At 48.3% G+C, this 23,541-nt stretch carries 23 protein-coding genes; 14 read left to right on the forward strand and 9 right to left on the reverse strand.

The genetic code is table 11. The features are described 5' to 3' along the window. Positions 1-81: 81 nt before the first annotated feature. The 8 genes from P404_RS0109050 (at position 82) to P404_RS0109085 (ending at position 5,264) form a co-directional block, all read left to right on the forward strand. Entirely contained in the window at positions 82-933 is an 852-nt protein-coding gene (locus tag P404_RS0109050) for a PPK2 family polyphosphate kinase (protein ID WP_026830535.1), read from the forward strand. A 168-nt stretch (positions 934-1,101) separates the two neighbouring features. Next, positions 1,102-1,440: a zinc ribbon domain-containing protein YjdM gene (locus tag P404_RS0109055; RefSeq protein ID WP_026830536.1), complete on the forward strand. Its 339-nt coding sequence runs from the start codon at positions 1,102-1,104 to the stop codon at positions 1,438-1,440. 139 nt (positions 1,441-1,579) lie between these two features. Next, positions 1,580-2,005: a DMT family transporter gene (locus P404_RS0109060; RefSeq protein WP_014969191.1), complete on the forward strand. Its 426-nt coding sequence runs from the start codon at positions 1,580-1,582 to the stop codon at positions 2,003-2,005. Between the two features lie 12 nt (positions 2,006-2,017). Continuing rightward, positions 2,018-2,686: a Crp/Fnr family transcriptional regulator gene (locus tag P404_RS0109065; protein WP_014969192.1), complete on the forward strand. Its 669-nt coding sequence runs from the start codon at positions 2,018-2,020 to the stop codon at positions 2,684-2,686. A gap of 12 nt (positions 2,687-2,698) precedes the next feature. After that, the gene (locus tag P404_RS0109070) at positions 2,699-3,169 is read left to right on the forward strand and encodes a DMT family transporter (protein WP_014969193.1); all 471 of its coding nucleotides are present in this window, start codon (positions 2,699-2,701) and stop codon (positions 3,167-3,169) included. A 3-nt stretch (positions 3,170-3,172) separates the two neighbouring features. Continuing rightward, entirely contained in the window at positions 3,173-3,886 is a 714-nt protein-coding gene (locus P404_RS0109075; protein ID WP_026830537.1) for a YjjG family noncanonical pyrimidine nucleotidase, read from the forward strand. Between the two features lie 156 nt (positions 3,887-4,042). Next, positions 4,043-4,483 (forward strand): GNAT family N-acetyltransferase, encoded by a 441-nt coding sequence (locus tag P404_RS0109080; protein ID WP_026830538.1) that lies wholly within the window; start codon positions 4,043-4,045, stop codon positions 4,481-4,483. 301 nt (positions 4,484-4,784) lie between these two features. Further along, positions 4,785-5,264: a GNAT family N-acetyltransferase gene (locus P404_RS0109085; protein WP_026830539.1), complete on the forward strand. Its 480-nt coding sequence runs from the start codon at positions 4,785-4,787 to the stop codon at positions 5,262-5,264. 73 nt (positions 5,265-5,337) lie between these two features. Here P404_RS0109085 and P404_RS0109090 read toward each other — a convergent pair whose 3' ends face one another. Beyond that, positions 5,338-5,895, reverse strand: a complete 558-nt coding sequence (locus P404_RS0109090; RefSeq protein ID WP_014969199.1) for a putative periplasmic lipoprotein — start codon at positions 5,893-5,895, stop codon at positions 5,338-5,340. 131 nt (positions 5,896-6,026) lie between these two features. Between P404_RS0109090 and P404_RS0109095 the strand changes: the two genes are divergently transcribed. From P404_RS0109095 to P404_RS0109105, 3 genes are all read left to right on the forward strand, one after another. Next, on the forward strand, positions 6,027-7,079 hold the full coding sequence (locus tag P404_RS0109095; protein ID WP_026830540.1) for a YcjF family protein: 1,053 nt from the start codon (positions 6,027-6,029) through the stop codon (positions 7,077-7,079). Between the two features lie 58 nt (positions 7,080-7,137). Continuing rightward, positions 7,138-7,773, forward strand: a complete 636-nt coding sequence (locus tag P404_RS0109100) for a peroxiredoxin-like family protein (RefSeq protein WP_026830541.1) — start codon at positions 7,138-7,140, stop codon at positions 7,771-7,773. 159 nt (positions 7,774-7,932) lie between these two features. Beyond that, complete coding sequence (locus P404_RS0109105; RefSeq protein WP_026830542.1) at positions 7,933-8,892, forward strand: type I phosphomannose isomerase catalytic subunit; 960 nt, start codon at positions 7,933-7,935, stop codon at positions 8,890-8,892. Between the two features lie 33 nt (positions 8,893-8,925). Here P404_RS0109105 and P404_RS0109110 read toward each other — a convergent pair whose 3' ends face one another. Continuing rightward, positions 8,926-10,257, reverse strand: a complete 1,332-nt coding sequence (locus P404_RS0109110; protein WP_026830543.1) for a sugar phosphate nucleotidyltransferase — start codon at positions 10,255-10,257, stop codon at positions 8,926-8,928. 35 nt (positions 10,258-10,292) lie between these two features. Between P404_RS0109110 and P404_RS0109115 the strand changes: the two genes are divergently transcribed. Beyond that, positions 10,293-10,904: a response regulator gene (locus tag P404_RS0109115; protein WP_026830544.1), complete on the forward strand. Its 612-nt coding sequence runs from the start codon at positions 10,293-10,295 to the stop codon at positions 10,902-10,904. On the opposite strand, the gene P404_RS0109120 is transcribed toward P404_RS0109115, so the two are convergent. From P404_RS0109120 to P404_RS0109130, 3 genes are read right to left on the reverse strand one after another with little or no spacing between them, the layout of a single operon-like run. Then, positions 10,888-11,754, reverse strand: coding sequence for a glycosyltransferase family 2 protein (locus P404_RS0109120; protein WP_026830545.1), 867 nt, complete (start codon positions 11,752-11,754; stop codon positions 10,888-10,890). The genes P404_RS0109115 and P404_RS0109120 overlap by 17 nt on opposite strands. Further along, positions 11,751-12,890 (reverse strand): glycosyltransferase family 4 protein, encoded by a 1,140-nt coding sequence (locus P404_RS0109125; protein WP_026830546.1) that lies wholly within the window; start codon positions 12,888-12,890, stop codon positions 11,751-11,753. The genes P404_RS0109120 and P404_RS0109125 overlap by 4 nt, the downstream gene beginning before the upstream one ends. Further along, positions 12,887-14,074, reverse strand: coding sequence for an MATE family efflux transporter (locus tag P404_RS0109130; protein ID WP_026830547.1), 1,188 nt, complete (start codon positions 14,072-14,074; stop codon positions 12,887-12,889). Before P404_RS0109130 ends, P404_RS0109125 begins: the two co-directional genes overlap by 4 nt. A gap of 51 nt (positions 14,075-14,125) precedes the next feature. On the opposite strand from P404_RS0109130, the gene P404_RS0109135 reads away from it, so the two are divergent. Then, a complete protein-coding gene (locus P404_RS0109135; RefSeq protein WP_034774130.1) occupies positions 14,126-15,280 on the forward strand; it encodes a glycosyltransferase in 1,155 nt (384 codons plus the stop codon). A gap of 47 nt (positions 15,281-15,327) precedes the next feature. Here the strand turns inward: P404_RS0109135 and P404_RS17460 are convergent, their stop codons facing one another. Then, a complete protein-coding gene (locus tag P404_RS17460; RefSeq protein ID WP_051590474.1) occupies positions 15,328-19,788 on the reverse strand; it encodes an MFS transporter in 4,461 nt (1,486 codons plus the stop codon). A gap of 141 nt (positions 19,789-19,929) precedes the next feature. After that, positions 19,930-21,456 carry a methyl-accepting chemotaxis protein gene (locus P404_RS0109145; protein ID WP_026830549.1) on the reverse strand — a complete coding sequence of 509 codons (1,527 nt, stop codon included), beginning with the start codon at positions 21,454-21,456 and terminating at the stop codon, positions 19,930-19,932. Positions 21,457-21,660: 204 nt separating this feature from the next. Between P404_RS0109145 and ypfJ the strand changes: the two genes are divergently transcribed. Further along, positions 21,661-22,506: a KPN_02809 family neutral zinc metallopeptidase gene (gene ypfJ / locus P404_RS0109150; RefSeq protein ID WP_026830550.1), complete on the forward strand. Its 846-nt coding sequence runs from the start codon at positions 21,661-21,663 to the stop codon at positions 22,504-22,506. A 48-nt stretch (positions 22,507-22,554) separates the two neighbouring features. Here the strand turns inward: ypfJ and P404_RS0109155 are convergent, their stop codons facing one another. Beyond that, entirely contained in the window at positions 22,555-22,944 is a 390-nt protein-coding gene (locus P404_RS0109155) for a nuclear transport factor 2 family protein (protein ID WP_026830551.1), read from the reverse strand. Positions 22,945-22,959: 15 nt separating this feature from the next. Continuing rightward, positions 22,960-23,442, reverse strand: a complete 483-nt coding sequence (locus P404_RS0109160) for an RrF2 family transcriptional regulator (protein WP_014969205.1) — start codon at positions 23,440-23,442, stop codon at positions 22,960-22,962. Positions 23,443-23,541 lie beyond the last annotated feature (99 nt).

Raw genomic sequence — 23,541 nt, forward strand, 5'->3', positions numbered from 1 at the left:
AAAGATAAGTTCATCTGAACGTTTCTGATTCAGACGCTTTGGGTAAATATCCCTTACGTACTTAAAACAAGGGGGACTATCATGAACATCAAAAAATATCGTGTGGCACCAGGTGAATCGATCCGATTATCGGACTATCCGACATCGGATGAAGAACGGATTGCGGAAGACGAATTACTGGAAACACATATTCCAAAAAGCGTCGAGGAGTTAAAAGAACTCCATTGGCGTCTGCATGCGGAAGAGAAAAACGGGATTTTGGTCATCCTGCAGGCGATTGACGCCGGCGGGAAAGATGAAGCCATCAGTTATATCTTCTCGAACTTGAATGCTCAAGGCTTGCGGACGATTTCGGTCAAGAAACCATCCGACACGGAGAAAAAACATGACTATCTCTGGCGGATCCATGAAGGATTGCCGGAAAAAGGTGAAGTCGGTATTTTGAACCGGTCGTATTACGAAGAAGTTATCGCACCGCGGATTCATGATTTACTGGAAGAAGAAGAAGTGCCGGACGATCAAGATGTCTGGAAGATGCGTTACCGTCAAATCAATGACTTTGAGCGGTATCTCGTCGAAAACGGCTTCCGCGTCGTCAAGTTTCTATTTAACGTCTCAAAAGACGAGCAGAAAAAACGGTTGCTCGAACGGATCAAAGACCCGAAGAAGAACTTCGAGTTTTCGTTCAGCGACGTCGAAGAACGGGAACATTGGGACGAGTACCAGGACATTTTTGCCGAACTCGTTTCACATACATCGACGGAACACGCGCCGTGGCACATCCTGCCGGCAGACGACGAGTGGTTCACACGCTATATCGTGACGGAAGTCATGAACGACGTCCTGCGTGAGATCGACCCGCAGTATCCGAAGCTGACGGATGAGGATCAGGAAAAACTCGACGAAGCGATCAAAAAGCTGGAAAGTGAATAAACGCAGGGGCTGACACGAAAGTCAGTTTCAGATGCTAACGGGAGACGGATTCCAACATCCGTCTCCCGTTTTGTCTGTTTCCAACCAACTCTTTTTTCCTGCAACAAGCTGTTTGTTCTTTTGCTATACTCAAGTGAAAGAATCAATCAAGTATTGGAGGAATGAGATATGAATGAATACCCAAATTGTCCGAACTGCGGTTCAACGTATACATACGAAGATGGTAACCTGTTCGTATGCCCGGAATGTGCCCATGAATGGACAGCTGCGGATACGGAAGTGGCAGAAGAAACCAACGTCATCCGCGACGCGAACGGAAATGTACTGAACGACGGCGATACGATCACCGTCATCAAGGATTTAAAAGTGAAAGGCACATCACTTGTCGTCAAACAAGGGACACGCGTCAAAGGAATCCGCCTCGTCGATGGGGACCATGACATCGATTGTAAGATTGATGGACTGGGTGCGATGAAGTTGAAGTCGGAGTTCGTCAAAAAAATTTAATTGAGATGCCGCCTGTCATCACGATGAGGCGGTTTTTCATGGAGAGGTTATGAATGATTGTTCAGGACAAATGTCCTTTAACAGTTTTTCAAATTCCGTTTAAATGAAGATAAGAAAAATCAGGAGAGGAGGAACACGGATGCGGGGAGTTCTTTTTGCAATCAGCGGTGGTTTTTTTCTGACGCTCCAAAGCGTTGCCAATGCCCGGATCAGTAACGGCATCGGCACGTGGCAAGCGGCGACATTGACTCAGATGACAGGTTTTATCGTCGCTTTATTGATTACACTGATCTTACGCGACCGGACCTTTCGGCAGATGAAAGAGGTCAAATTGCTGTATCTGTCCGGTGGTGCCTTAGCGGCAGCGGTCTTATTCAGTAACATGACGGCCGTTCATTTGATGGGTGTGACGTTGACGATTTCTTTATTCCTGATTGCTCAGCTTGGATTAGCTTTGGTAATTGATTGGAACGGCTGGTTCGGGATGATCAAACGACGGCTCCAGCTGCCGCAAGTCATCGGAATCTTGATGATGATTGGCGGCGTGCTGATCTTAAAGTGGTAAGGGGGAAACAACGTGGAACAAGCGCAACTGGACGAGTATTTGGAACGGTTTCAATTGACGGAAGTGTTTGCCGGCGGGTTGCGTGAGCATTTACAACCGGTCGCTTTTCAAGCAGGAGACTGGTTGTGCCGTCAAGGGGATGCGGCGGACCGGATGTACTTGTTGCTCGAGGGGAAACTGAAAATCACCCATATGTCGGCGACTGGAAAACGGCTCGTCTTATCGTTTAAGCATCCGTTTGATCTGGTCGGCGACATCGAATACGTTCGCCGGACCCCGTTGATGAATACAGTCGAAGCCGTCACACCGGTCACGGCAGTCAGCATTTCCTATGCGGCACTCGAGCAAAAGGGAACGGACAATCCGGCACTGCTTCGGTTTTTACTCGAGACGATTACGATGAAGTTTGAATTGAAGTCGCATTCGATGAGTTTTAACCTGCTGTATCCGGTCGAGGTCCGGCTCGCCAGTTATCTCCTGTCGATGACACCGGAAACACCGACGTTACCGGTCAGTGATCTGGTCGATGCGGCGGATTTGATCGGGACGAGTTATCGTCACCTCAACCGTGTCTTACGGCAATTCAGTCAGGACGGCTTGATTGAACGGACGAACCGGACGATTACGATCGTGGACCGGAATGGTCTGACGGAACGGGTCGGCGAAAGTATCTATGAGTGAGGAGGAAACAAGATGACGCTTGGAATAGTCCTCGCCTTATTCGGCGGGATGATGGTCTGTATCCAAAATACATTTAATGCCAAGGTCAAGGAACGGGTCGGGGCATGGGCGACGACGACACTCGTGTTAGGTCTCGGATTCCTCGCTTCCCTGACGATCGGATTGATCGTTGAAGGCGGCGGACTTTTTTCGATGAACGGGATGCAACCGTGGTTTTGGTTCAGCGGGATTATCGGCGTCGGCGTCGTTTTGTGTGTGACGCAAGGAGTGCAACAGCTCGGACCGAGTTACGCGATCTCAATCGTCATGGTCTCACAAATCCTGTTTGCTTTACTCTGGGACACACTTGGCTGGTTCGGACTCGATCAAGTGGCGTTCACCTGGACAAAAGCTGTCGGTGTGGTTCTGATCGGCGGCGGTGTTTTATTGTTCCAACTCGGCGGCAAATTGACTGAACGACGGATGTTACGAAAAGGAGCCTAATAAATGAATTACACGACATTGTTATTTGATATCGATCATACCTTGCTTGATTTTGATGCGACGGAACGCTCTGCTTTACGACAATTGTTTGAAGACGAGCAGCTCGAGTGGACAGAAGAGCGGGAAGCCCGTTACCGGACGATTAACCAATCTTTATGGAAAGCGCTTGAACGGGGAGAAGTAACACGGAATGAAGTGATTACGTCACGTTTTGTGACGTTTTTTGCCGAGCAGGGCCGGACGGTCGACGGCAGTCAAATCGATGCACGATACCGGACCTACTTAAGCCGTGGAACAGAATTAATCGAAGGAGCGATCGAACTCCTCCATGTGCTCAAAGGGAAGTATCAGTTGTATGTCGTGACGAACGGTGTCGCGGTGACACAACGGGCACGACTTAGAGGATCTGGTCTCGCGCCTTATTTTGACGGGGTTTTTGTCTCAGAAGAAACCGGTTATCAAAAGCCGATGGCGGCCTTTTTTGATTATGTGTTTGACCGGATCCCGGATGCGACGCGCGAACAGACCATGATTATCGGCGATTCGTTGACGGCAGACATCCAAGGCGGCATTATGGCAGGGATTGCGACATGTTGGTTTAATCCTACTCATGCCGCGGCGCCGGCAGAACTGATGCCGACCTATACGATCGAGCGGCTTGATCAGCTTGTGACGCTGCTTGGGACGAAAGAGGTAGTTCGGACAACCTCGAAATAAAATCTAAGTAATGAGATGGATTTAACATATCCTGGATACCATCCGATAATAATTAAAAGATTACGAAAGGAGGCGATCATGGTGAACATGACGCAAACAAAACAGGAAACGGGGCGCGATGCGTAACCCGTTTTCTAAAAAACGGGGGGAATGGATATGCAGATTGAATTACGACCAGTCACGAACGAGAACTGGGAAGCCTGTTGTGCACTCGAATTAACAACAGAACAACAGGGATTTTTAGAACCGAACGTCTACTCGATTGCTCAGGCCGGTTTTGAGCCGGCGCTCGTCATGCAGGCGATTTATGCAGCGGATGAGTTGGTCGGATTTTTGATGTACAATACGGAGCGGGAAGAACTGGATGGCTACTGGATTTACCGCTTGATGGTTGACCGCCGTCATCAAGGGTCAGGAATCGGACGGGAAGCGATGCGGTTGTTGCTTGTAGAAATGCAACAGCTTCCGAAAGTGGCATGCATTGTAGTCGGTTATCATCTGGACAATCAAGTTGCGCACCGTCTGTACGAACGACTCGGATTTGTTGATTACGGCGACCGCTTCGGAAAGGAAATGGCGGTCCGATATACGTTTTAAGCAACAAGATCTTAGCCTGGATAAGGTCTTTTTTGAAGGAACAGAACCGCCGGACGTTCGAGAAATTAAGCCGAAAGTCACCGTTCTAGATGCGAATAAACAGAGGTTCCGGTCGACGTTCCGCCTGCCGGAACCGTCCGAACACACGCGGGAAGAATATTATCTCGAAACTGGGTACAGCAATACTGTGCTCAATACACCACTGGCCTTGCAACCGATCCCGTTTACGGTTAACTAACAGGAAAACCGAACCGGACGTCGAACTCCAAACGGATATCGATTTAACAAGGAGTGGGAGAGTATGAATGTACGGGCAATGACCGCAGCCGATTATCCGGAAGTCGGTCGGATTTACAAACAGGGGATAAAGACGCAGAATGCGACGTTTCGAACGGAAGTACCGTCGTTTGACTACTGGGATGCCCATCATCACATACACAGCCGGCTGGTGGCGGAAGAAGACGGGAAGATGCTCGGATGGGTCGCTATTAGTCCCTTTTCGTCGATTCCCGCCTATCAGGGCGTGGCGGAAGTCAGTCTTTATATTGACGAAGATGCCCGTGGCAAAGGAGTCGGCACCGCATTGATGCATGCTGTCATCGAAGCGAGTGAAGCGGCTGGGATCTGGACGTTGCATTCACAAATCTTTCCGGAAAATACGGTCAGTCTGAAGTTGCACCACCGGTTTGGTTTCCGGGAAGTCGGCCGGCGGGAACGGATCGGACAATTGGCCGGCGTCTGGCGGGATACGATTTTACTGGAACGCAGAAGTCAGATTTAAAACGAAGCGAATTATATGAAAAGGGGAGATGGATGTTAGTGTCCGCCTCCCTTTTGTGTCTTAAAAATTAAAGTCATTCACTTGCTTTTAAAACAAGCGCAAAAATCTGTTCGTCCTTCTTCACATCAATATCCTCAGGACCATGGATATCTTCGAGTGAATGCGTCTCGATTTTACCACTTGTTGATACATGACGAAGCAACAGCACGTCATAATCACTCAGCGTGAAGTTCGAGCTAGGACCCGTAGTGCTGAAGGCAACTGGTTTTTGTTTTAACGCTTCATGGGCACGAATACTTCCGCCTTCTAGATTCGCGCCAAAGTGAATGTATTTCGCTGAAGAGGATTGAAGGACTCGGAGTGTCGAATCGTATTTCTTTGGTTCAATTTCCATGGAAAAGAGTGTCCGTTCTTTGTGGTTCGGCAAATATTCCACGCCTTTTAACAGATAGTTTTTGTTCAGCTTACCTTTTAAGTGATAAGCAGCGATATCTTGATCATTGATTTCCGCAAAAACTTTTTCACCGGCTTTTAATTTAATGGAAGATACGGTCAATGTATCACTTGTTGGTGATGTGCAGCCACTCAATAAGAAGGTAGCCGTCAGCAAAAAGACGCTGTATGTTTTCATGATCAGATCCTCATCTCGTAAGTAGTTACTGGTAATATTCACCAACGGATGAAAATAGACCTTCTTTTCAAGGATGATTTCAATGGAGAACGGGAAAAGACCGACAGCAGGTATTTTCAGGAGGGATAAAGATGGATGATTTTTTTGGAGAAGGTCTTGAGACCAATGAGCAGAAACGCAAACGAAAACTCGAAGAAGTGTTTGACCAATCGTTTGAGTCAGAACGCCGCGACTTTAACCAGTCACTTGAACAAGAAGTGACTGTTGCTTTAATCGGGGACGTCAATGCGGGCAAATCCTCGACGCTGAATGCGATCCTTGGTCGGGAAGTTGCGACCGTTGGAGCAAAACCGGGGGAGACGACACGGATCGATCAAATCCGGCAACATCCGGAAGATAAGGTCGTCTTCGTCGATACGCCGGGACTGAACGATGCGAACAGCCTAAACTCGGACACGACATGGAAGTTTTACCAAAGCGCGGATGTCATTCTCTACTTCTTGAACGCCGCCGGGACCGTCTTATCGGAAACGGAAACAAAAAACTTCAAGAAGATTTATGCCCACAATAAAAACATCGTCATCGTCGTCACGAAAATCGATGCGACGAACGACCTCGCGACGATTTTGTCGCATATCGAATCGAAGTTACCGGGACCGAAAGTCGTGCCGGTCTCCGCGATGGACGGGACGAACATTGACCGTCTGCGGCGTGAGGTGCTCGACATTTTAAAAAAGTTCAACAAGGATAATCTGTTTGTTCGCGAGATCGATCCGGCGTTGCGGGGGAAAATTGCGAACAACTGGATCGTCGGAGCAGGGACAGCAGCTGGAGCAATTGGAGCGGTACCGTTTCCGGGAGCCGACATCATTCCGTTAACATCGATTCAAATCGGACTGATGCTGAAGCTGTCAAATTTGTACGAGCGGAATCTCTCGAAGGAAAGTGCGAAGGAGTTATTGGTCGTGACGATTGTCGGCAACTCCGGGAAAACAGCGTTCCGGCAACTGGCGAAGATGGTCCCAGGATACGGAGCAATCATTGGGGCCGGTGTCGCCTCGACGGCGACAATCGCGCTCGGATACGGGACGAAATACGCTTATGAAAATAAACTCGAACTGACACCGGAAAGTCTGATGGGCTTCATTAAGAAATTCCGCAAAAAACCGGACGGAGCAAAATAACGGACAGATTGCGGAAGTCCCTGCTATGCTGTAAGACAAACATAAAGGGGGACACATCGTGTCTACATTGCTCGAAGAAATCCGCGCGTATCAAGAACAATTTCGTCAAAAGGCGCCGCAGGAAAAACAACGACTGATGGCACAAGCGACAAACGAGTTAGCCGCATCAGATGGTGCCAAAGGATTGAGCGTCGGAGATGAGGCACCCCGCTTCACGTTGCCGAGTGCATCCGGTCAGTCCGTGTCGTTAGAGGAACTGCTGCAAGATGGTCCGGTCATCGTAACGTTTTATCGGGGAGGCTGGTGCCCGTATTGTAATTTGGAGCTCCGGGCCTACCAACGGGAATTAGAAAAAATTGAGGCAAAAGGAGCGACGCTAGTAGCGATCAGTCCGGAAACACCGGATCACTCGCTCTCGACGCAGGAAAAAAATGACCTGGCATTTCAAGTGTTGAGTGATGTCGATAACGTCGTCGCCCGTCAGTTCGACCTTGTGTTCGACATGCCGGACTATTTAATCGACGTGTACAAGGCATCCGGTCTTGACGTTGCCGGCCATAACGGTAACGAGGACTGGCAGTTGCCGAAACCGGCAACGTTCATCATTCAGCCGTCCGGTAAAGTTTCAATTGCTGACGTCCCGGCGGATTATACAAAACGGACAGATCCGCTCACAATCATCGAAACGCTATGAACTGAGAACGAAATCCCGCCTTTCATTCAGGCGGGATTTTTTTCTGTGGCGTACCATTCTTTTGTTGATAAATGTATATAAATGGGTATATAAAGGTAACGAATTGAAGAAATGGAGGTGGGCGTTACTCCTTTTTCAATCAAGGAGTTCGCGGTGTCTATGTATAAAATCGAGCCAGTATTCAAAGAACGGATTTGGGGTGGTCGTCGTCTTGAAGAGTTGTTTCATTTCGATTTACCGGCAGGATCAATCGGAGAATGCTGGACGGTTTCGGCACATCCGAGCGGACGAACTCCTTTAGCGGATGGTCCCTATCAAGGACAGACGTTAGATCAATTATGGCAGAATCACCGGACAAGTTTGTTTGGTCCATACGCATTGGATGCTTTTCCTTTACACGTCAAGCTGCTCGATTCCTCGTCATATTTATCCGTTCAAGTCCATCCGAATGATGCGGACGCCAAACGACTGGAAGGGGAACCGTACGGAAAAAATGAATGTTGGTATATCCTCGAGGCGAAGGAAGGGGCGGAAGTCATCGTCGGTCACCATCTGTCCTGTCGCGAAGAACTCGTGACGTGTGCTGAGCGGAAGGAGTGGGATGCCTGTCTTCGTCATCAGTCTGTCCGCAAAGGAGATTTCATCTACATTCCGAGTGGAACGATTCATGCGCTTGGTCCGGGAATCGTGTTGCTCGAAATTCAACAGATGAGTGACCGGACGTATCGACTGTATGATTATGACCGTCTTGATGCGGATGGAAATCGACGTGAACTACACCTCGAAAAAGCAATCGCTGTCACGACGATTCCGGATGAACCGTTGACGATCCGACCGATTCAGGAGACGACGACTTCTGGGACGAAAACGACGTTACTGGAAGTCCCGTTCTTCACGGTCATCCATCATGACATCAAGGGGGCGGACTACTGCTTATCCAACAGTCCGACGTTTCGGCTGCTCACCGTCGTGTCAGGTCATGGGGAATTGCGTTCGGCAAATCATTCTGAACAACGTCTCTTGCAAAAAGGGGATCAGTATTTCATTCCCTGTTCAGCGGGGGAATACCGCATCTCCGGACAACTGGAGTGCGTGACAAGTGAGGTGTTTCCAAGTTAAAGGCACGTATCGCTTTTGCGATACGTGCCGCCGTTAATTCGAACCGAGTGAGATCGGAAGCGGATAGTTGTCTTCCTCCGTCCAGTCGATGGAGTATTTGATTTCGATCATAATCAAGTCACTCAATGTCTTTAATGTATGCGGCACCTCGCGTGGAATGTGGACGACGGAAGTGGGACCAAGCAATTGATGTTCCCCGTCGATGATCGCTTCGGCTTGTCCTTGAAGAATGCTCCACGTCGAGTCTGTCTGAGCATGGTAATGATGACTGATCTGGTGGTTGGCTTGGATATGCAGACGACGTGTCACGGCATACCGTCCGTCTTCAAGTTGTTGTTGATGAAGAATCGTCGCATACCCCCAGCGTTTCCATTCAAATTGCGGGGGCAGTTCTTGATCGACAAGATAATCTTTAAGATGAGGCGTTTCATCTTTTGATGAAACGAGGACACCGTCGGGGCTGACCGAAACAATTAAATCGGTCAAGCCGATTCCGAGGACAGGCACTTGCATTTCATTGACGATATGCGTATTAGTGGAATGGATCAATCGCGCATTGCCATGAATCGAACTCGGCATTTCTTCCGTCAGAGTATTCCAGGTCCCGAGATCTTTCCAGTATCCGTCATACCGGTGGACAAACAGGTTGGTTGTTTTCTCGACGACGGCATAATCAAACGATGTTTTCTCAAGCAAGTCATACGCCGTTCGTAAGTCCTGATACGTCACAGGCACCTGTTGCTCGTTCAGTCGTTCCGTTAAGAAGTCAAGCCGGCAGGCGAATACCCCGCAATTCCACAACGCTCCTTGATCAATCAACTCGACTGCAGTCTCCAAGGATGGCTTTTCACGGAATTGTTGAACCGTAGACATCGGACTTGTAGATTCAGGAATAATATAGCCGTATTTCGACGTCGGATGAAGCGGTTCGACCCCCATCAAGTGAAGGGCATCGGGATGAGCCTGAACGGCCTCATCGAGCATAGAAAATCGTTCAAAAAAAGAAGCATCGACATAAGGGTCAACGGGCATGATGATGATTGTTTCTGTTGGATCAATCCGTTCTGCCAAGTAACTTGTTGCGAGCATGATGGCAGGAAACGTATCCCGCCGAGACGGTTCGTGGATGACGGACACCTTTGTGCCAAGCTGATGTTCAATTGCATCGAGCTGGGCTTCGGTCGTCGTGATGACGGTTCGATCCGCTAGACCACTTGTTTCTAACTGTTGAAACACCCGCTCCATCATCGATTGTTTTTGTCCGTCGGCATCTTCAAGAATCCGCAGGAATTGTTTGGAGTTTAAATCGTTCGACAGCGGCCAAAGTCGTTTTCCGGATCCACCTGATAATAAGAGAATATACATCATCCAACACCCTTTCTGAACTGGAGGTTTTAAAGATGGCACTGTACTTATTAGTTGATGCGCATGAGCCGACAAGAAAGATTTTGCAACGAAAGTTACTGGAACGAAATCAGGAAGTACTGGAAGCTGAATCGGCAGAAGAGGCCTTATCGGTACTCGAAGTACAAGATGTTGATGTCATCATGACAGAATTGCGGTTGCCACAACTCGACGGTGTCGAACTGCTGAAAAAGGTCACGCAATTGTACCCGTTAACGAAACAGATTGTTCTGACCGACTACATGCAATTGCATACGTTACTCGCTGCCGTCAATTCCGGAAACATCAGTCGTTTGATGACAAAACCATTGAAAATTGATGAAACGATTCTTCGCATCATGGAAAAGGTCGGAGCCGAAGTCGTTGAGACGAAACATCGAAAGAAAAATATTGGCGTCATGTTTAATGGGATTTTGACCAATGCGAATCGTCCGTATTGTTTATTTTTTGAAGATGGAACGATTGTTGGCCGCCGTGCGTTGGAAATTCCGAATCAAGAAGCGCCGGATGATGAAATGAACGGCTTGCACCGTTTTGAGTTTCCGACGCAATTCGGAACCTATATCTTGTACCAATCAATGAATGGGACGGTCATGAAACACGTTTGAAGACAAGCGACTCGACTCCGATGAAGCTGAGGCGGATGTACATGTAAATCACACCAGCAGCAAGAAGCGGATGGCGAACGTATTTTTTGAGATTTGTTTTGTGATACAAGACCGGTCGGAAAAAGTACCAACGCTGTAATGCCTTTGTTAGTCCGCCGTCTTCGTTTTGAAGCGTCTTCGGCATGACGTCAAAGTAATAGCGTTTCTTTTGGAGCAGGTCGGTAAGTTCGACCTGTTTTTCATTGTGCCGGACGAAAGTGAAGGTCGCCCGCCGGATTTGTCCCCCTTGCTCCAAATAGCGGATGGTTGGTTGTGTTTCCTCAAAACTGATTTGCGTTGGATCAATTTCACCTGAAGTCACATAGGCGTCGAGCCGCCAAAAACGAGCGGCTTCAATCGAATTGGCATCGAGCTGATCCGTCGGAATATTAAACAAATTCCGTTCGAACACCTTGACCTGACTGAAAAAATTCGAATGGTCGCTGTATGCCTGTTCCGGGATGACAAGTGCTCCGATATCCGGGTGGGCTTCGAGGTACAACAAACAACTTTTCAGCATGTCATCCGAAAGCACCATGTCCGAATCGATGATGTACAGATACTCGACGTGGAGTGCTTTTAGACGATCGATAGCCGTTTTTCGCGCAATCCCGCGTTCACCATGCGGTAAAGCGATGACCTCAAAGCGTTCATCGTGTTGTGTTAATCGTCTGATCGTCTGAACCGTTTGGTCGGTCGATCCATCGTCGGCAATGATACAACGAAAAGGTGAAGCTTGGGCTTGGAGCGAACGAATCGTTTCCTCAATAATGGCTTGATTTTGATACGTCGACATTGCGATTCCAATCATACATACTCCTCCTTCACATCAACTAGTGGAAGTTCGTTCTGGAGCCAATTTCGAAAGTGTTGACCTGTGTTATCCCAGTGCAGTGTCTGGGCGAAGCGATGTGCAGCATAACGAATCGTATCGTATTGTTCGGTGTCTTGAATGCAGGAACGCATTTCAGAAGCGAGTGCACCGGGCGACTGGGCAACTGTCATATAACCCGCCATCCCGTAATGGACGGCATCTCGTAAACCGGGGGCGTCATAGACGATCGTCGGTGTGCCGACTGCTGCCGCTTCGCTGACCGTCAAGCCCCAGCCTTCGCGTTTGGAAGGGAAGAGGAGTGCGGTCGCACGACTCATCCGTTCAAGCTTTTCCTCTGCGCTGACAAAGCCGAAGTACGTAATATCTCCCCGGATTTTTTCCGGGACAAGCGGGTCCAGCTGTTGTTGAACATAGCGCGCATCTTTTTTACCGATGACCCAAAACTTCGCTGTCGGGAATTCTTGTTTCAAGATGACGAAGGCTTGAATGGCATCGTCGATTCCTTTATAGGCAGACATCCGTCCGACGTATAAAAAGGTCGGGACCGATTCTTTTGGTTGCCATTCCTCTTCTTTCCACGGAATGAAATCGAGTCCTTCGGGCAGAATCGTAATCTGTGGTTTAGAAAAACCGATGGAGCGTAAGTCATCCGCCGTCGACTGACTGACCGTCAAGGCACGTCCGTGACGGTACAGCTGAAGCCGGGGCGTCTCGGTCTGTTCACCGAGCCAGGCATACGGGCGCTTGACGTTGATCTGCCAGATTTCACGCGTGAACTGATGAATGAACAGGGCACGCTTAGCGCGTGGGACATACAACGGCGTGAAGAACTGATGCGTGTTGACCTGATCGACGACGAGATCGATCGAAGAGGCGTGTTTGTAATAGTAAGATGCCGCATACGGAATGACGGTTGCGAGCGTACCGTGGCGGACATACGTGATGCCGTCTAAAAATTCGACGTCACGCCCCCCTTCAAAGGCGGGGGATAGATGCGTGATTGTATAGTCATCCGCGACACGGCGAAGCATTTCGTGTGTAAAGACCTCGGCACCACCGGCCTTCGGGTGTTTGATGTCACGCCACGATAAGAATAAGAGACGGGGTTTCATAAAAGCTCCTCCTTTTTCACAATCAATCGCTGTTTTGGCAAAATGAATCTCAGGACAAAGGCACTTCCTAACAAGACGATCGCTTGCCCGGTCAACCAAATTTCAACCGTTTGGCGGACGAACAAGAGGGAGAGGACCAATAAGACGAGAATCCCCCAAAACCATTTCAGATAGCTTGTCCGGTGTAGCGAAAATTGGACAAGTGCCTCGTACTGGATCAGCGTGATGCCGGCGTAGACGAGCACCATGTATTTGACATACTGTCCGGCTAAATCGTAGCCGTCTCCGAATAACCAGGGAATGAGATACGGGACAATCGTGACGTAAAAGATGACGGCACAGGCGAGCCCACTCAATAGAAACAGGTACAACTTACGTTCCCAAATGTGAAAGGACTGTTGGTGATTGAAACTGCTGAGACGCGGCAACAACAGTTGGGATAAGGAGAGTGCGACGAACAACAATAATTGACCGAACCGCAACGCAACGGAATAGTCTCCGGCAAATGTCGGGAAAAATCGTGTTACAAGAAGACTGTCTAGTGTAAAGAAAAGGGTCATGACGACTTGGGTGTGAATCAAATGCGTCAGACCGTTCCAACGGGTTGGACCGGTACTCTCTGGGAATGGTGTCTGAAGAAGGCTGACAAGATAAGCCATTAGCATCCCGATCAAGATAAAGGCTAAGGCAAGGGTTACGTTCGTATACTGAAGCAAAAGCCAGGTGGCGATCACTTTCGTTAACGATTCGACATAATAGGAAAGGTTCAGCGCGTAAAAACGTTCTTGTGCTTGAATGACACCACGCCTGAAAGATAATAAGATATGGAAAAAGACTGTAAGCACAACAAGAAGAAGGTTTATTCTGGTAAAAGGTAGAAGGATAGGTAAGACATACAGTAAGATAAGTAAAATGACTCCGACGACAGCAAGCAACCGGTTTCGTAAAACACGATAATGATTCGTTAAATGTTGACTGAGGTCGCGTGTGACCGTCCACTGCAAGGCGCTTCCGATGATAAGGAGCAGACCCAGTAAAGCGAGATAACCGTTTAAAAATCCATAGTCGACACTCGATAATTGACGGGCTAACAACAAGTGGTAGGCATAGTTGACGATGTTCAATAAAATGTCTAGAATTGGAAAAATTAAAATCACTGCATGACGGTTTAGAAAACCAGTCATCAGAACACCTCCCATCAATCGGTTTGAATGATACGGAAAGGATGAATCAGCATGAACCAAGGTCACATCGCTATTTTCACGGATCATGGACGACAAATTTCCTACGAAACTCTGATTCCTTATTATCCAATACTCTTTTACACACAACCGGGTAAATGTCCTGCCTCCTTCGAACAAATCGCTATTACAGAAGTTCAGAGTGCGGAAGAAGAACATGATATCAAGCTGTATATCGTCGACTATCAGATGGGTGCAGACGAGTTGAAAATCTTAAATCAAATCCGTAGTATCCGCTCACGGGCAAAAATTTTGCTGATCAAGGATGTCGTACGGATGAAAGGCGATTTCCCGTATGAAGCGGTAAAAGGGGATGGGGTTCTCCGTACCTTTTCCTATCGAGCGAGCTATCCGAATGAATTGTTTGCTGAAATCCAACATATCATCCATCCTGAATATCCCATTTTAAAAGATACTATAGCCTTTATATTACCAATATTTAACGAAGAGAAACGTTTTATGTATGTAAAACAATTTTTAGAAGCATTAGCGGAACTAATCAGTGAAGATTACATTCATGCTTCGATCAACTTTTTTGATGATGCGTCTTCCGATCAATCGAAAGCGTTGTTGCAGGATTATCGTTCCATCGTCATGGACGCGACGGATACATTGTTCACGGTCGGGTATCTCGAAGTCCACCAGGTGGAACGGAATACCCGGAAAGCCGGGTTGTTCATCGAAGGGATGAAAAACATCTCGAGTGATTATTATGTATTTGTCGATGCCGATAACTCGTTTAAGACGGAAGACATCGCCCGTTTACTGACGATTGCCCAAAATGATTATTATGATATCGTCATTGGGACAAAAGATTTGACGATTGAAGACCGTGGACTTGTCCGGCGTCTGCTCAGTTTCGCCAAACGAAATCTGACACGGACCTTTTTACCGAAAGGGGTCACCGATTCGCAGACCGGTCTAAAAATCATCAATCGTCGTGTCGTCCCGCGGATCCTGCCGTATTTAAACGTCGAGAGTGGACTGGCGATTGATCTTGAATTGATGTATGCCGCGAAAAAAGAACGGTTGCGTGTGTTCCAACAGCCCGTGACCTGTATCGAGCGGGAAGGATCACACGTCAATCTGGTCAAGGACTCGATTGCTTTTTTAAAGACGATGGTTGCCTTGTATCAACGGCATCGTTAAATACCCTGTACCGACCCGCTGCATATCGAGTCGGTACAGGGTATTTGTCATGTCTTGGATTTTTTAGGCCGACGAATCGTTGAGGACAGTTTCTCGCGGAACCGCTGACGAACCGCTCCGAACCGTTGACCTGTCATCCACCAGATCAGCAGCCCGCTCAAGGGGAACGCGAGCAGCAGGACGGTCAGTCCGACATAATAGACGGGACGTAAGACGACAGTGACATCGGCGGTTGCTTGAGTGGACCGGTACAACTGACTGACGCCGTTCAGCGCGATGTTACCCCGCATCGGCGCGACACCGTCACGCAACTCAAAGAGCGGTGTCGGCGAATCGTTGACCGTAAAACGACCAAGGGGCTCCTGACTCGTAATATGTCGATTCATCAACGACGGGGTGACACCAAGTTTCTCGGCTGGTGTTTGAGCGAACAGCGGTTTTCCGGTCTGCTCCGCCATCACAAACTGATCGACGAGGATCAGTTGATCGTAAGGGAGAAACTCCAGATTTTTAAGCTGTAAGCTGCCCGCCTTTTTCTCATTACCGCGTGTCCAGATGTGGAGTTGCATCCGCACCGCCTTTTTCGGAGGAATGATCATCTGTTCGTAATGATTCCAGCGGCTCTTTTTGTCTTCCTCGACTTCATTGATGAAATCGGTCCCGATGACACGGTCTTTTTCATCCAGATAAAAGACTTTCAAGTGACGTTGCCGCACGTTTTTACTGACCGCATCAAACTGCAACAAGTATTCATGGTTCGGACGTGCCTTGATTTTTTGAGAGGCGAAGATATACCAGTCACACGAACAAGTTGCTTCATATTCCATTCGATACGTACCGTCTTTTTCGCTCCCGCTAAACATATCGTCCGTGATCGAGACACATGTCGCACAATTGGCGGCTGCTTCCGGTTCCGTAAGTGGCTTGTCGGTGACGATTTCACTCGGATCAAACTGATGCAGATCGTCCATCGTAACGAGTGACGGAACGGCACTCGCATACACCAGTTCAATCTCATAACGACCGCCCATCAACGGAATGTCTTCCAGCGTAATCTGATGAAGTGCCGAGTAGACATCCGGCAAAGATTCGAGTTGATACGGAAAATCCCGGTGCAACGGATCGAAGGTCACGGTTTCTTGACCAATCGCTTGTTTTCGGATGTCCGGCGTCTTGAAATCCTGCGCTGTCAAGACACGCCGGTAGATGATTTTTTTCCCATCGCGCAGCAAGACGGTCAACCGGCCATTTGTGTTCGTCGGTCGTGTCGCTTTCAGCTGGATGTCATAGGTTCCATCCTCAGCAACATCAATCGTTCGGCGTAACGTTCCTTTTTGAGCAGCTACACCTTTTCCGAAACTGAATCCGGGATAGTTACGTTCGGATTGAAGGTGTCCCTCGTAATCAAAGGCGTTTTCTGCTTCGAGCACCATCAACGTTTTGGTGATTGGAAGTTTCTCTTCCAGTCGTTCCTGAACTTTCGTCCATTCTGTTTTTGGAATCAAGACGATGTTTTGAACGGCATTAAAGCCGGACGTATTCGTGATGCGGAGTGTCGAACTTGTGTTGTCTGCGACGAAGTTTCCGAGAGGCACCCAAACGAGTTTTGCGCCTGCCGCTTGCTTCGTCTTGACAGAGAATGTTTGGTCGTTGAATTCAAAGTCAAGCTGGCCGCCGTTTTGGTTCAATAAGACACGTGCGTAACCGGCATAACGACCTCGGGTAGTCTCTTTTGTCATCTCAATCGTGTTCGGTACCATATAGTCCTCGAAACTGAAAATCTTGATATCGTGGACCCACCAATACGTCTTCCGTTCCGGACGCTGAAAACTCAGCAAATCAATCCGCATCGTCTTGGCGTCTTTCGGGGTGACGTACTCGCCTTGAAGATGGATTGCGTCAAGATCACCGGAGTCGCGGGGAGCGACGACATACGTCTGATTCAGTTCACGATCTTTGGCATCGTAAAACCGGACTTTGACGTGCAACCGGTCAACACCACGACCGGACGCTGTGATGTCAAACCGGTACGCATTGTTCGGTAAGGCGTCCAGCTTGCCGGATTTCGCGACCTGCCAAATGTATTTCGGATCACCCTCTGCGACTTCCGCCCGCAGGACAGGCAGGTTATTTTCCTTTGACAAAGGATTAGGGGATAAGTCGACGATGTCCGGATTATCCGCTTTGAAAAATGTCTCGTCCTCAAGCATCGAGTTGAACGACGCGACTTGTTTCGTCTTCAACTGATCGAGTTTATAGACGGGGGCATCTATCTTTGCCGAGGCGAAAGACAAGCCGATTCCATCCCCGAAGTCGAGATCGAATGATGGATTGCTGATTCCTTGTGTCCGTAAATACCAGCGCCAATCACTGTTTGCCAAAAACGTTTTGCCCCAGTTCAGGAACGAGTTGGCGGAGTCGATCGCGTCAAACGGTTTCCAGAAGTATTGTTCCGGTACCTGACTCAGTAACACATCGTTTTCTTCCGCCATCTCGATGATGTCGTCTTTCTTTAACCACGATAAGCCGTCTTGATGGGCTTGGGTCGCATACAAAATGGATTGGGGACCAAGTTTATAATCATCCAAAGTCGAGAAAGTGACTGACCGTTCGAGACCGTATGGGGTCAGAATCAACTGTGGAACAGTCCGACTGTCAAGTGGCTCGATTAAATCGAATAACGTAAACAGCCCCACTTGTTTTGTCGCGAGCAGATCGTGTTGGGTGGCGAGAATCTTTTTATTGAAGGCTTGCCGCTCCTTCATGCCCGTATATTCCGTCCGGTACGCGAACTGTTGCAGACCAAACGCCTGTGCAATTTGCCCGGCTTGATCGGAGCGGCCCGTATCGAGCAAATATTGCATGAACGTCATCATGTAGCGGACCGTCTGGGTGGTACCTTCGTGATGAAAAACCGTGTTTGCCTGCGAACCGTAGACTTGGACGTCCCCGGTCGCTTTGGTTTCGCCGTCCGGATGCGGATTTTTATTCCAGGTCGGTGTCGCGACCCCCGTACTCGGTTGTGTCATTTCATCTGCAATCGGAAACTGAAGCCATTTCCCGTCAATCAGTTCTTGAACGACGGTATATTCTTTCGGCATCTTCACCGGATGATAAAAACCTTCCATGTAGACGGCGCGATACGGCCAGAAAAACAACCCGAGGGCGATGACAGTCGTTCCAATCGCAAGCAGGCGGTAAACCGGAAGCGGCAACGTTTTGGAAGGGCGGTTGAACACGGTCGCGAGGCTTGAAGCGAGCAACAAACTATAGCTGACCATCAGCAATCCGACTAACTTGTTGGGGTCACGAAACATGGCGCCGATCAGCGGAGTCTTCGTGACGAACAAGACAAAGAGGTCGGCGACCTGCTCGTGAGTCCCTGTCGCAAAAACAATCAACGGGATGCTGAGACCGGTGAAGAATAACAGGATTGGCTGACGATAGGAGACAAACGCACCAAACGAAATCAACAACAGAATAACGCCGCCGCCTAACCAGAAACTGAGCGGTAACGTCGTCAGATCGAACATCGGCCACCAGTAGCTCGTTAAATAAAACACATTCGTCCACGAAGAATGACGGCTGAACAACATCAACGTATCAGAGACATTGATGTTGTGTTGCGAAGCTTGCGATCCGGTCAAGATGGAACCGACATACATGAAAAACCAGTATGAATTAAACAATAGGAAAACAAGAGAAAAGGCAATCGTGGAGCGGACATAAAAACCAATCAACGGTTTAATGATCTGCTCTTTCCGACGTGTCCAAAAGGTCTTCGCAAAAATCAGGGCGACCATGATGCCCATGTAGATCAAGGAGAAGAAAAAGTAATGGATGCCGGCTGCCATGAAAGCAAAGACGACGGATAGTCCGGTAATGTCGATCCATGTCCGGCGCGACAGCCGGTCGGATAATGAAAAGTTCGGATTGAATTGTTCACGGAACTTGGGATCAAATATATTAAAAAACAACAACAAGGCGAGTGGGAAGACGGAGTAGCCACATAAGAGATAAATGTGCTGGATCCGCGTGATGACCCATGGATTCAAGGCATAAAACAAAGCGGCGATGCCAAAAGCGACGAGTGATAAAAAAGAAAAGTGAGGTGAGACGTAGACCGAATGCAACCGTTTTGTTAAAGCGAACATCGAAACAGCGGACACGATCAACAAGCCAAAAATAAACGACTTGATCAAAATCGGACCGGACGCACCAAACAGTAAACTGAGCAGATAAAAGGGAAAGATGTAAATCAGACGGGCGACATTCAACAAGGTCGTCGTACTCCAGCGGTTATTCCAGGCGCCAAAAATTTCCTCGAGATAACGATTGGACGAGAGACCAAATGACATATCACTGAAGACGACCATTCCCGGTTTCAGCAGGGGGGCGCCGTACAAAACAATCAAAACGAGAACGCCGGTTAACACGAGAGCATCTTTGTGATAGGTTCGACCAAATCTGCGGGCAACATCGAGTAGTGATTGTAGTGAGGTCTGCATCAAAGAACTCCTCTCTCAAAAAAAGGTCAATTCTCTTACTATTCGGGATATGATGGGATGATTCCTAGAACGGCTCCACTTAATTTTAACAAAAATGCAAGCAGGCTCCTCCGTCTGAAGGAGGAGCCTGCTTGATTTAGGTTACCGATCGATATGATTGGTCAATTCATCAACCAATTGTTCCAACGAACTTGTCATCTGACCGAGTGATTGGGTCATCGTTTCAAATTCGTGTTGGACGGTCGTTTGCTGTTCGAGTGAGACGGCAGTCGACTCAATGCCGTACCGGACTTCAAGCGAAGCGGCTCGGGTCGTCTCCATCCGTTGTTCGATATCGAGCATCTGGACACCGACTCCTTGACGCGCTGTTTGAATCGAGTTGATGCTTTGTTCGACCTCCTGTACCAGTTGCGTGATGTCAGAAAATGTCTGCCGGACACGCTTGGTCATCTGTCGGTTTTCCGACAGTGTCGTCGTATAACTGGCTGCCGTTTCCTTGATTTGATCGGTATCCGCAATCAATGCCTGTAAAACTTCCGTCACTTCATTGGCATAACTGCGCGACTGGACGGCAAGGTGACCAACTTCCGTCGCGACGACGGCAAAGCCACGTCCGGCATCACCGGCACGTGCCGCTTCGATGGCTGCATTTAACGCTAGCAAGTTCGTCTGACCGGCAATCGCTTCCAGATTCGCCAGGATTTTTTGGATTTTATCGGACCGACCGGCCATGGCGGTGATGGAAGTATGCAGACCATTCGTCGATTCGACCATCGCTTCGACCCGGCGATCCATCAGATGCATTTCTTCATTTCCGGTCAAAGCGGTTTTCGTCATATTTTCCGTCGTTGTGGCCGTCCGTGCCATTTTCGCCTGAATCGTTGCGATAGCCGCATTGACCTGATGCAATTGATCTGTTCCTTGTTGCATCGATTGGTGTTGTCCGTCGGCAGAGTCAACAATCGGCGCAATCGCAGTCGCAATTTGATTGGTCGCTTCGACCGATTGGACAGCGGCTTGTTGTAAATGCCTCGTATTGGTTTTTAAACTACCGACCAGGGATTCAATCTGCTGACTGACATTCGTGATCAGTTTCGTCGCATCCGCTTCGCGGCGTGATGCCGCCTGACGTTCCTTATTCTGAACAGCGATTTGAATGATGAGCGCAGCACTCGTCAAAATCAGGAAGACAGCATGAATCATCAGGATACTGAACGGATAACCGGCTGTACCGCAAATCAACGCCGGTACAAAAAAGAATCCGGCAAAATGTTGAACGGCGAACAGAACGGTACTGACAAGAATCAAATCAATCCGACGGAAGTAGGCAATCAAGGCCAACACCATAAAAATTGAGAAATGGTATTCGACGAGTCCGTTTCCGCCGGCGACAATCGACATACTGGAGAAAGTTAACGTCACCGTCAACAAAAGCGGTACGTTTTTACTGCGCGGGCGCATTCGGTACAAGACTGTAGCAGCAAGCAAACAAATGACCGGTAACAAAGCAATCCAAGTCAGAGCGATTGGTGAGGCGGCACTGACGTTTCCACGAATGATTTGATAGCCGTCAGCAAAAGTGGTGAATCGGTGTAAAACATGAACGATGAGTGACAAGATGACAACAAATGAACTAATCCCAAGCATAAGCTGATTCCGGCGTTTCATAAAATAAAATTCCTCCAATTTTTAGTTGCAGCTGAAATAAAGCACGAATGCACACGCTGAATGTATCTCACTATCGGTTGGCCATTTCAGATTGTTTAGCTTCAAGATGTTTAAAATAAAATTAAATCTTAAAATAGGAAATCAAGGATAAACAAACACGATGTGGGGTATAGAAATGCATTGAGACTTGTAGGAGGAACGCGTATGAAATGGAAGGGTAGAGAAAGAAGTTCAAACGTCGAAGATCGACGGGGGATGGGTGGAAAAGGAGTCGCTGGGATTGGTGGTGGCCTTGGAATCATTATTCTAATCGTTGTTACTTTGATGGGAGGCAATCCGGCTGATCTGTTAGGGGGACTAACAGAATCGGATAACGGCAGCCAGACAGAGTACCAAGAAACGGCGAAAGAAAAAGAAGCGGCTGATTTTGTCTCTGTTGTCTTAGCCGACACGGAAGAAGTCTGGACAAAGGAATTTAAACAAGACGGGATGACCTATAAAGAACCGACGCTCGTCCTCTATAAGGATCAGGTCAGTTCAGCGTGTGGACAAGCCGGGAAGTCTGTCGGGCCTTTTTATTGTCCAGGTGATCAGAAATTATACATCGATCTTAGTTTTTATGATGAGTTACAAACGAAGTACGGCGCACCCGGCGATTTTGCGATGGCGTATGTCATCGCCCATGAAGTCGGACACCATGTCCAGACACTGCTCGGTACGTCGGACGAAATCATGCCGCTCCGTCAAAAGATGAGTGAAGAGAAGTTTAACAAATACCTCGTTCGTTTTGAGTTGCAGGCGGATTATTATGCCGGCGTTTGGGCGCACCATGCGCAAGGACAAAACTTGCTTGAAGAAGGGGATCTGGAAGAGGCGCTTGGTGCTGCGAATGCAGTTGGGGACGATACGTTACAAGAAAAAGGACAAGGTTATGTCGTGCCGGAAAGCTTTACCCACGGTACTTCCGCACAGCGGGAACGTTGGTTCCAAAAAGGATTCGACAACGGAACGATTGAAGGCGGCGACACCTTCAAGGCGAAGAACTTATAAGCATGAGCAACAGGCACCACTTCATAACGAAGTGATGCCTGTTTTAGATTAATCGTTGTATTGGTTGAACATCGCTGTATCGTCCGGGACATTGGCAAGGTAGACGATTTTTCCGTCTGCATCCAGTCGGGCGATATCCGTTCCGTCTTGCGTGAAGACCGATCCGTCCGCCCGCTTACCGCAAACGGCCCAGCGTGTTTCCATCGTATCCCCTGTTTCTGAAGGAACCCAGCCGGCGTACATGTGCTTGATGTCTTGATTGGCCGTAAAAACCATCCGGACGAACTGTTTCCACGCTTCGATTCCGTGTTGTCCCTGTCCGTTGAGGACGAATGTGATGTCATCCGAAAATAGTGCAATCAAATCCGTAAAGGCTTGCTCGTCGGTCCGGGAAGCGTCAAATAAATCAAAATAACGGTCAAGTGTAGTAGTGTTCATCATAATAATCTCCTTTTAGTTGCGAATCATTTTTTCTTCGATTAAGCTTTGCAGTTTTGTCAGATGGTCAGGCGGACAATTCAAATAAATTTCGCGGCGGATCGAATCAATCGTTTCGCGTTTGAGCGTCGATTGCCACGACTGTTCGGCTTCTGTCATCAAGTCGGACAATAAGCAGATGTTTTGGTTTTGGATGCCCATCAAATCTTCAAAGACTCCGCTTGACGCATACAACGATTGTTTCCCTTCAATCGCTTCATAGACATCAAAAACACGAATTTGTTCAGGGGAAGCTTTCAGACGGAATCCGCCTTTGGCTCCGGGAACGGATATCAACAGATCCGCATGAACGAGCTTCCGGAGCAGTTTTTGAAAATAGGTCGGGGAAGCGCCGAGTTGTTGGCTGATGAATTCGCCCGGCAGGACCCCTTTATCCGGTAAAAACGTCAATAACAGCATGGCATAGATGGATTGCTCAACACCGGTTTTCATTTGCATAAAACATTCTCCTTTTTGTATAACGTGGATAACTATTGTCCACGATACAACCGGATCAATGAATTGTCCAGTAAAATGTCTCTCACAAAACCGTCACAC

The sequence above is a fragment of the Exiguobacterium antarcticum DSM 14480 genome (assembly GCF_000685865.1).
In the GTDB taxonomy this organism is placed as follows: Bacteria; Bacillota; Bacilli; order Exiguobacteriales; family Exiguobacteriaceae; genus Exiguobacterium_A; species Exiguobacterium_A antarcticum.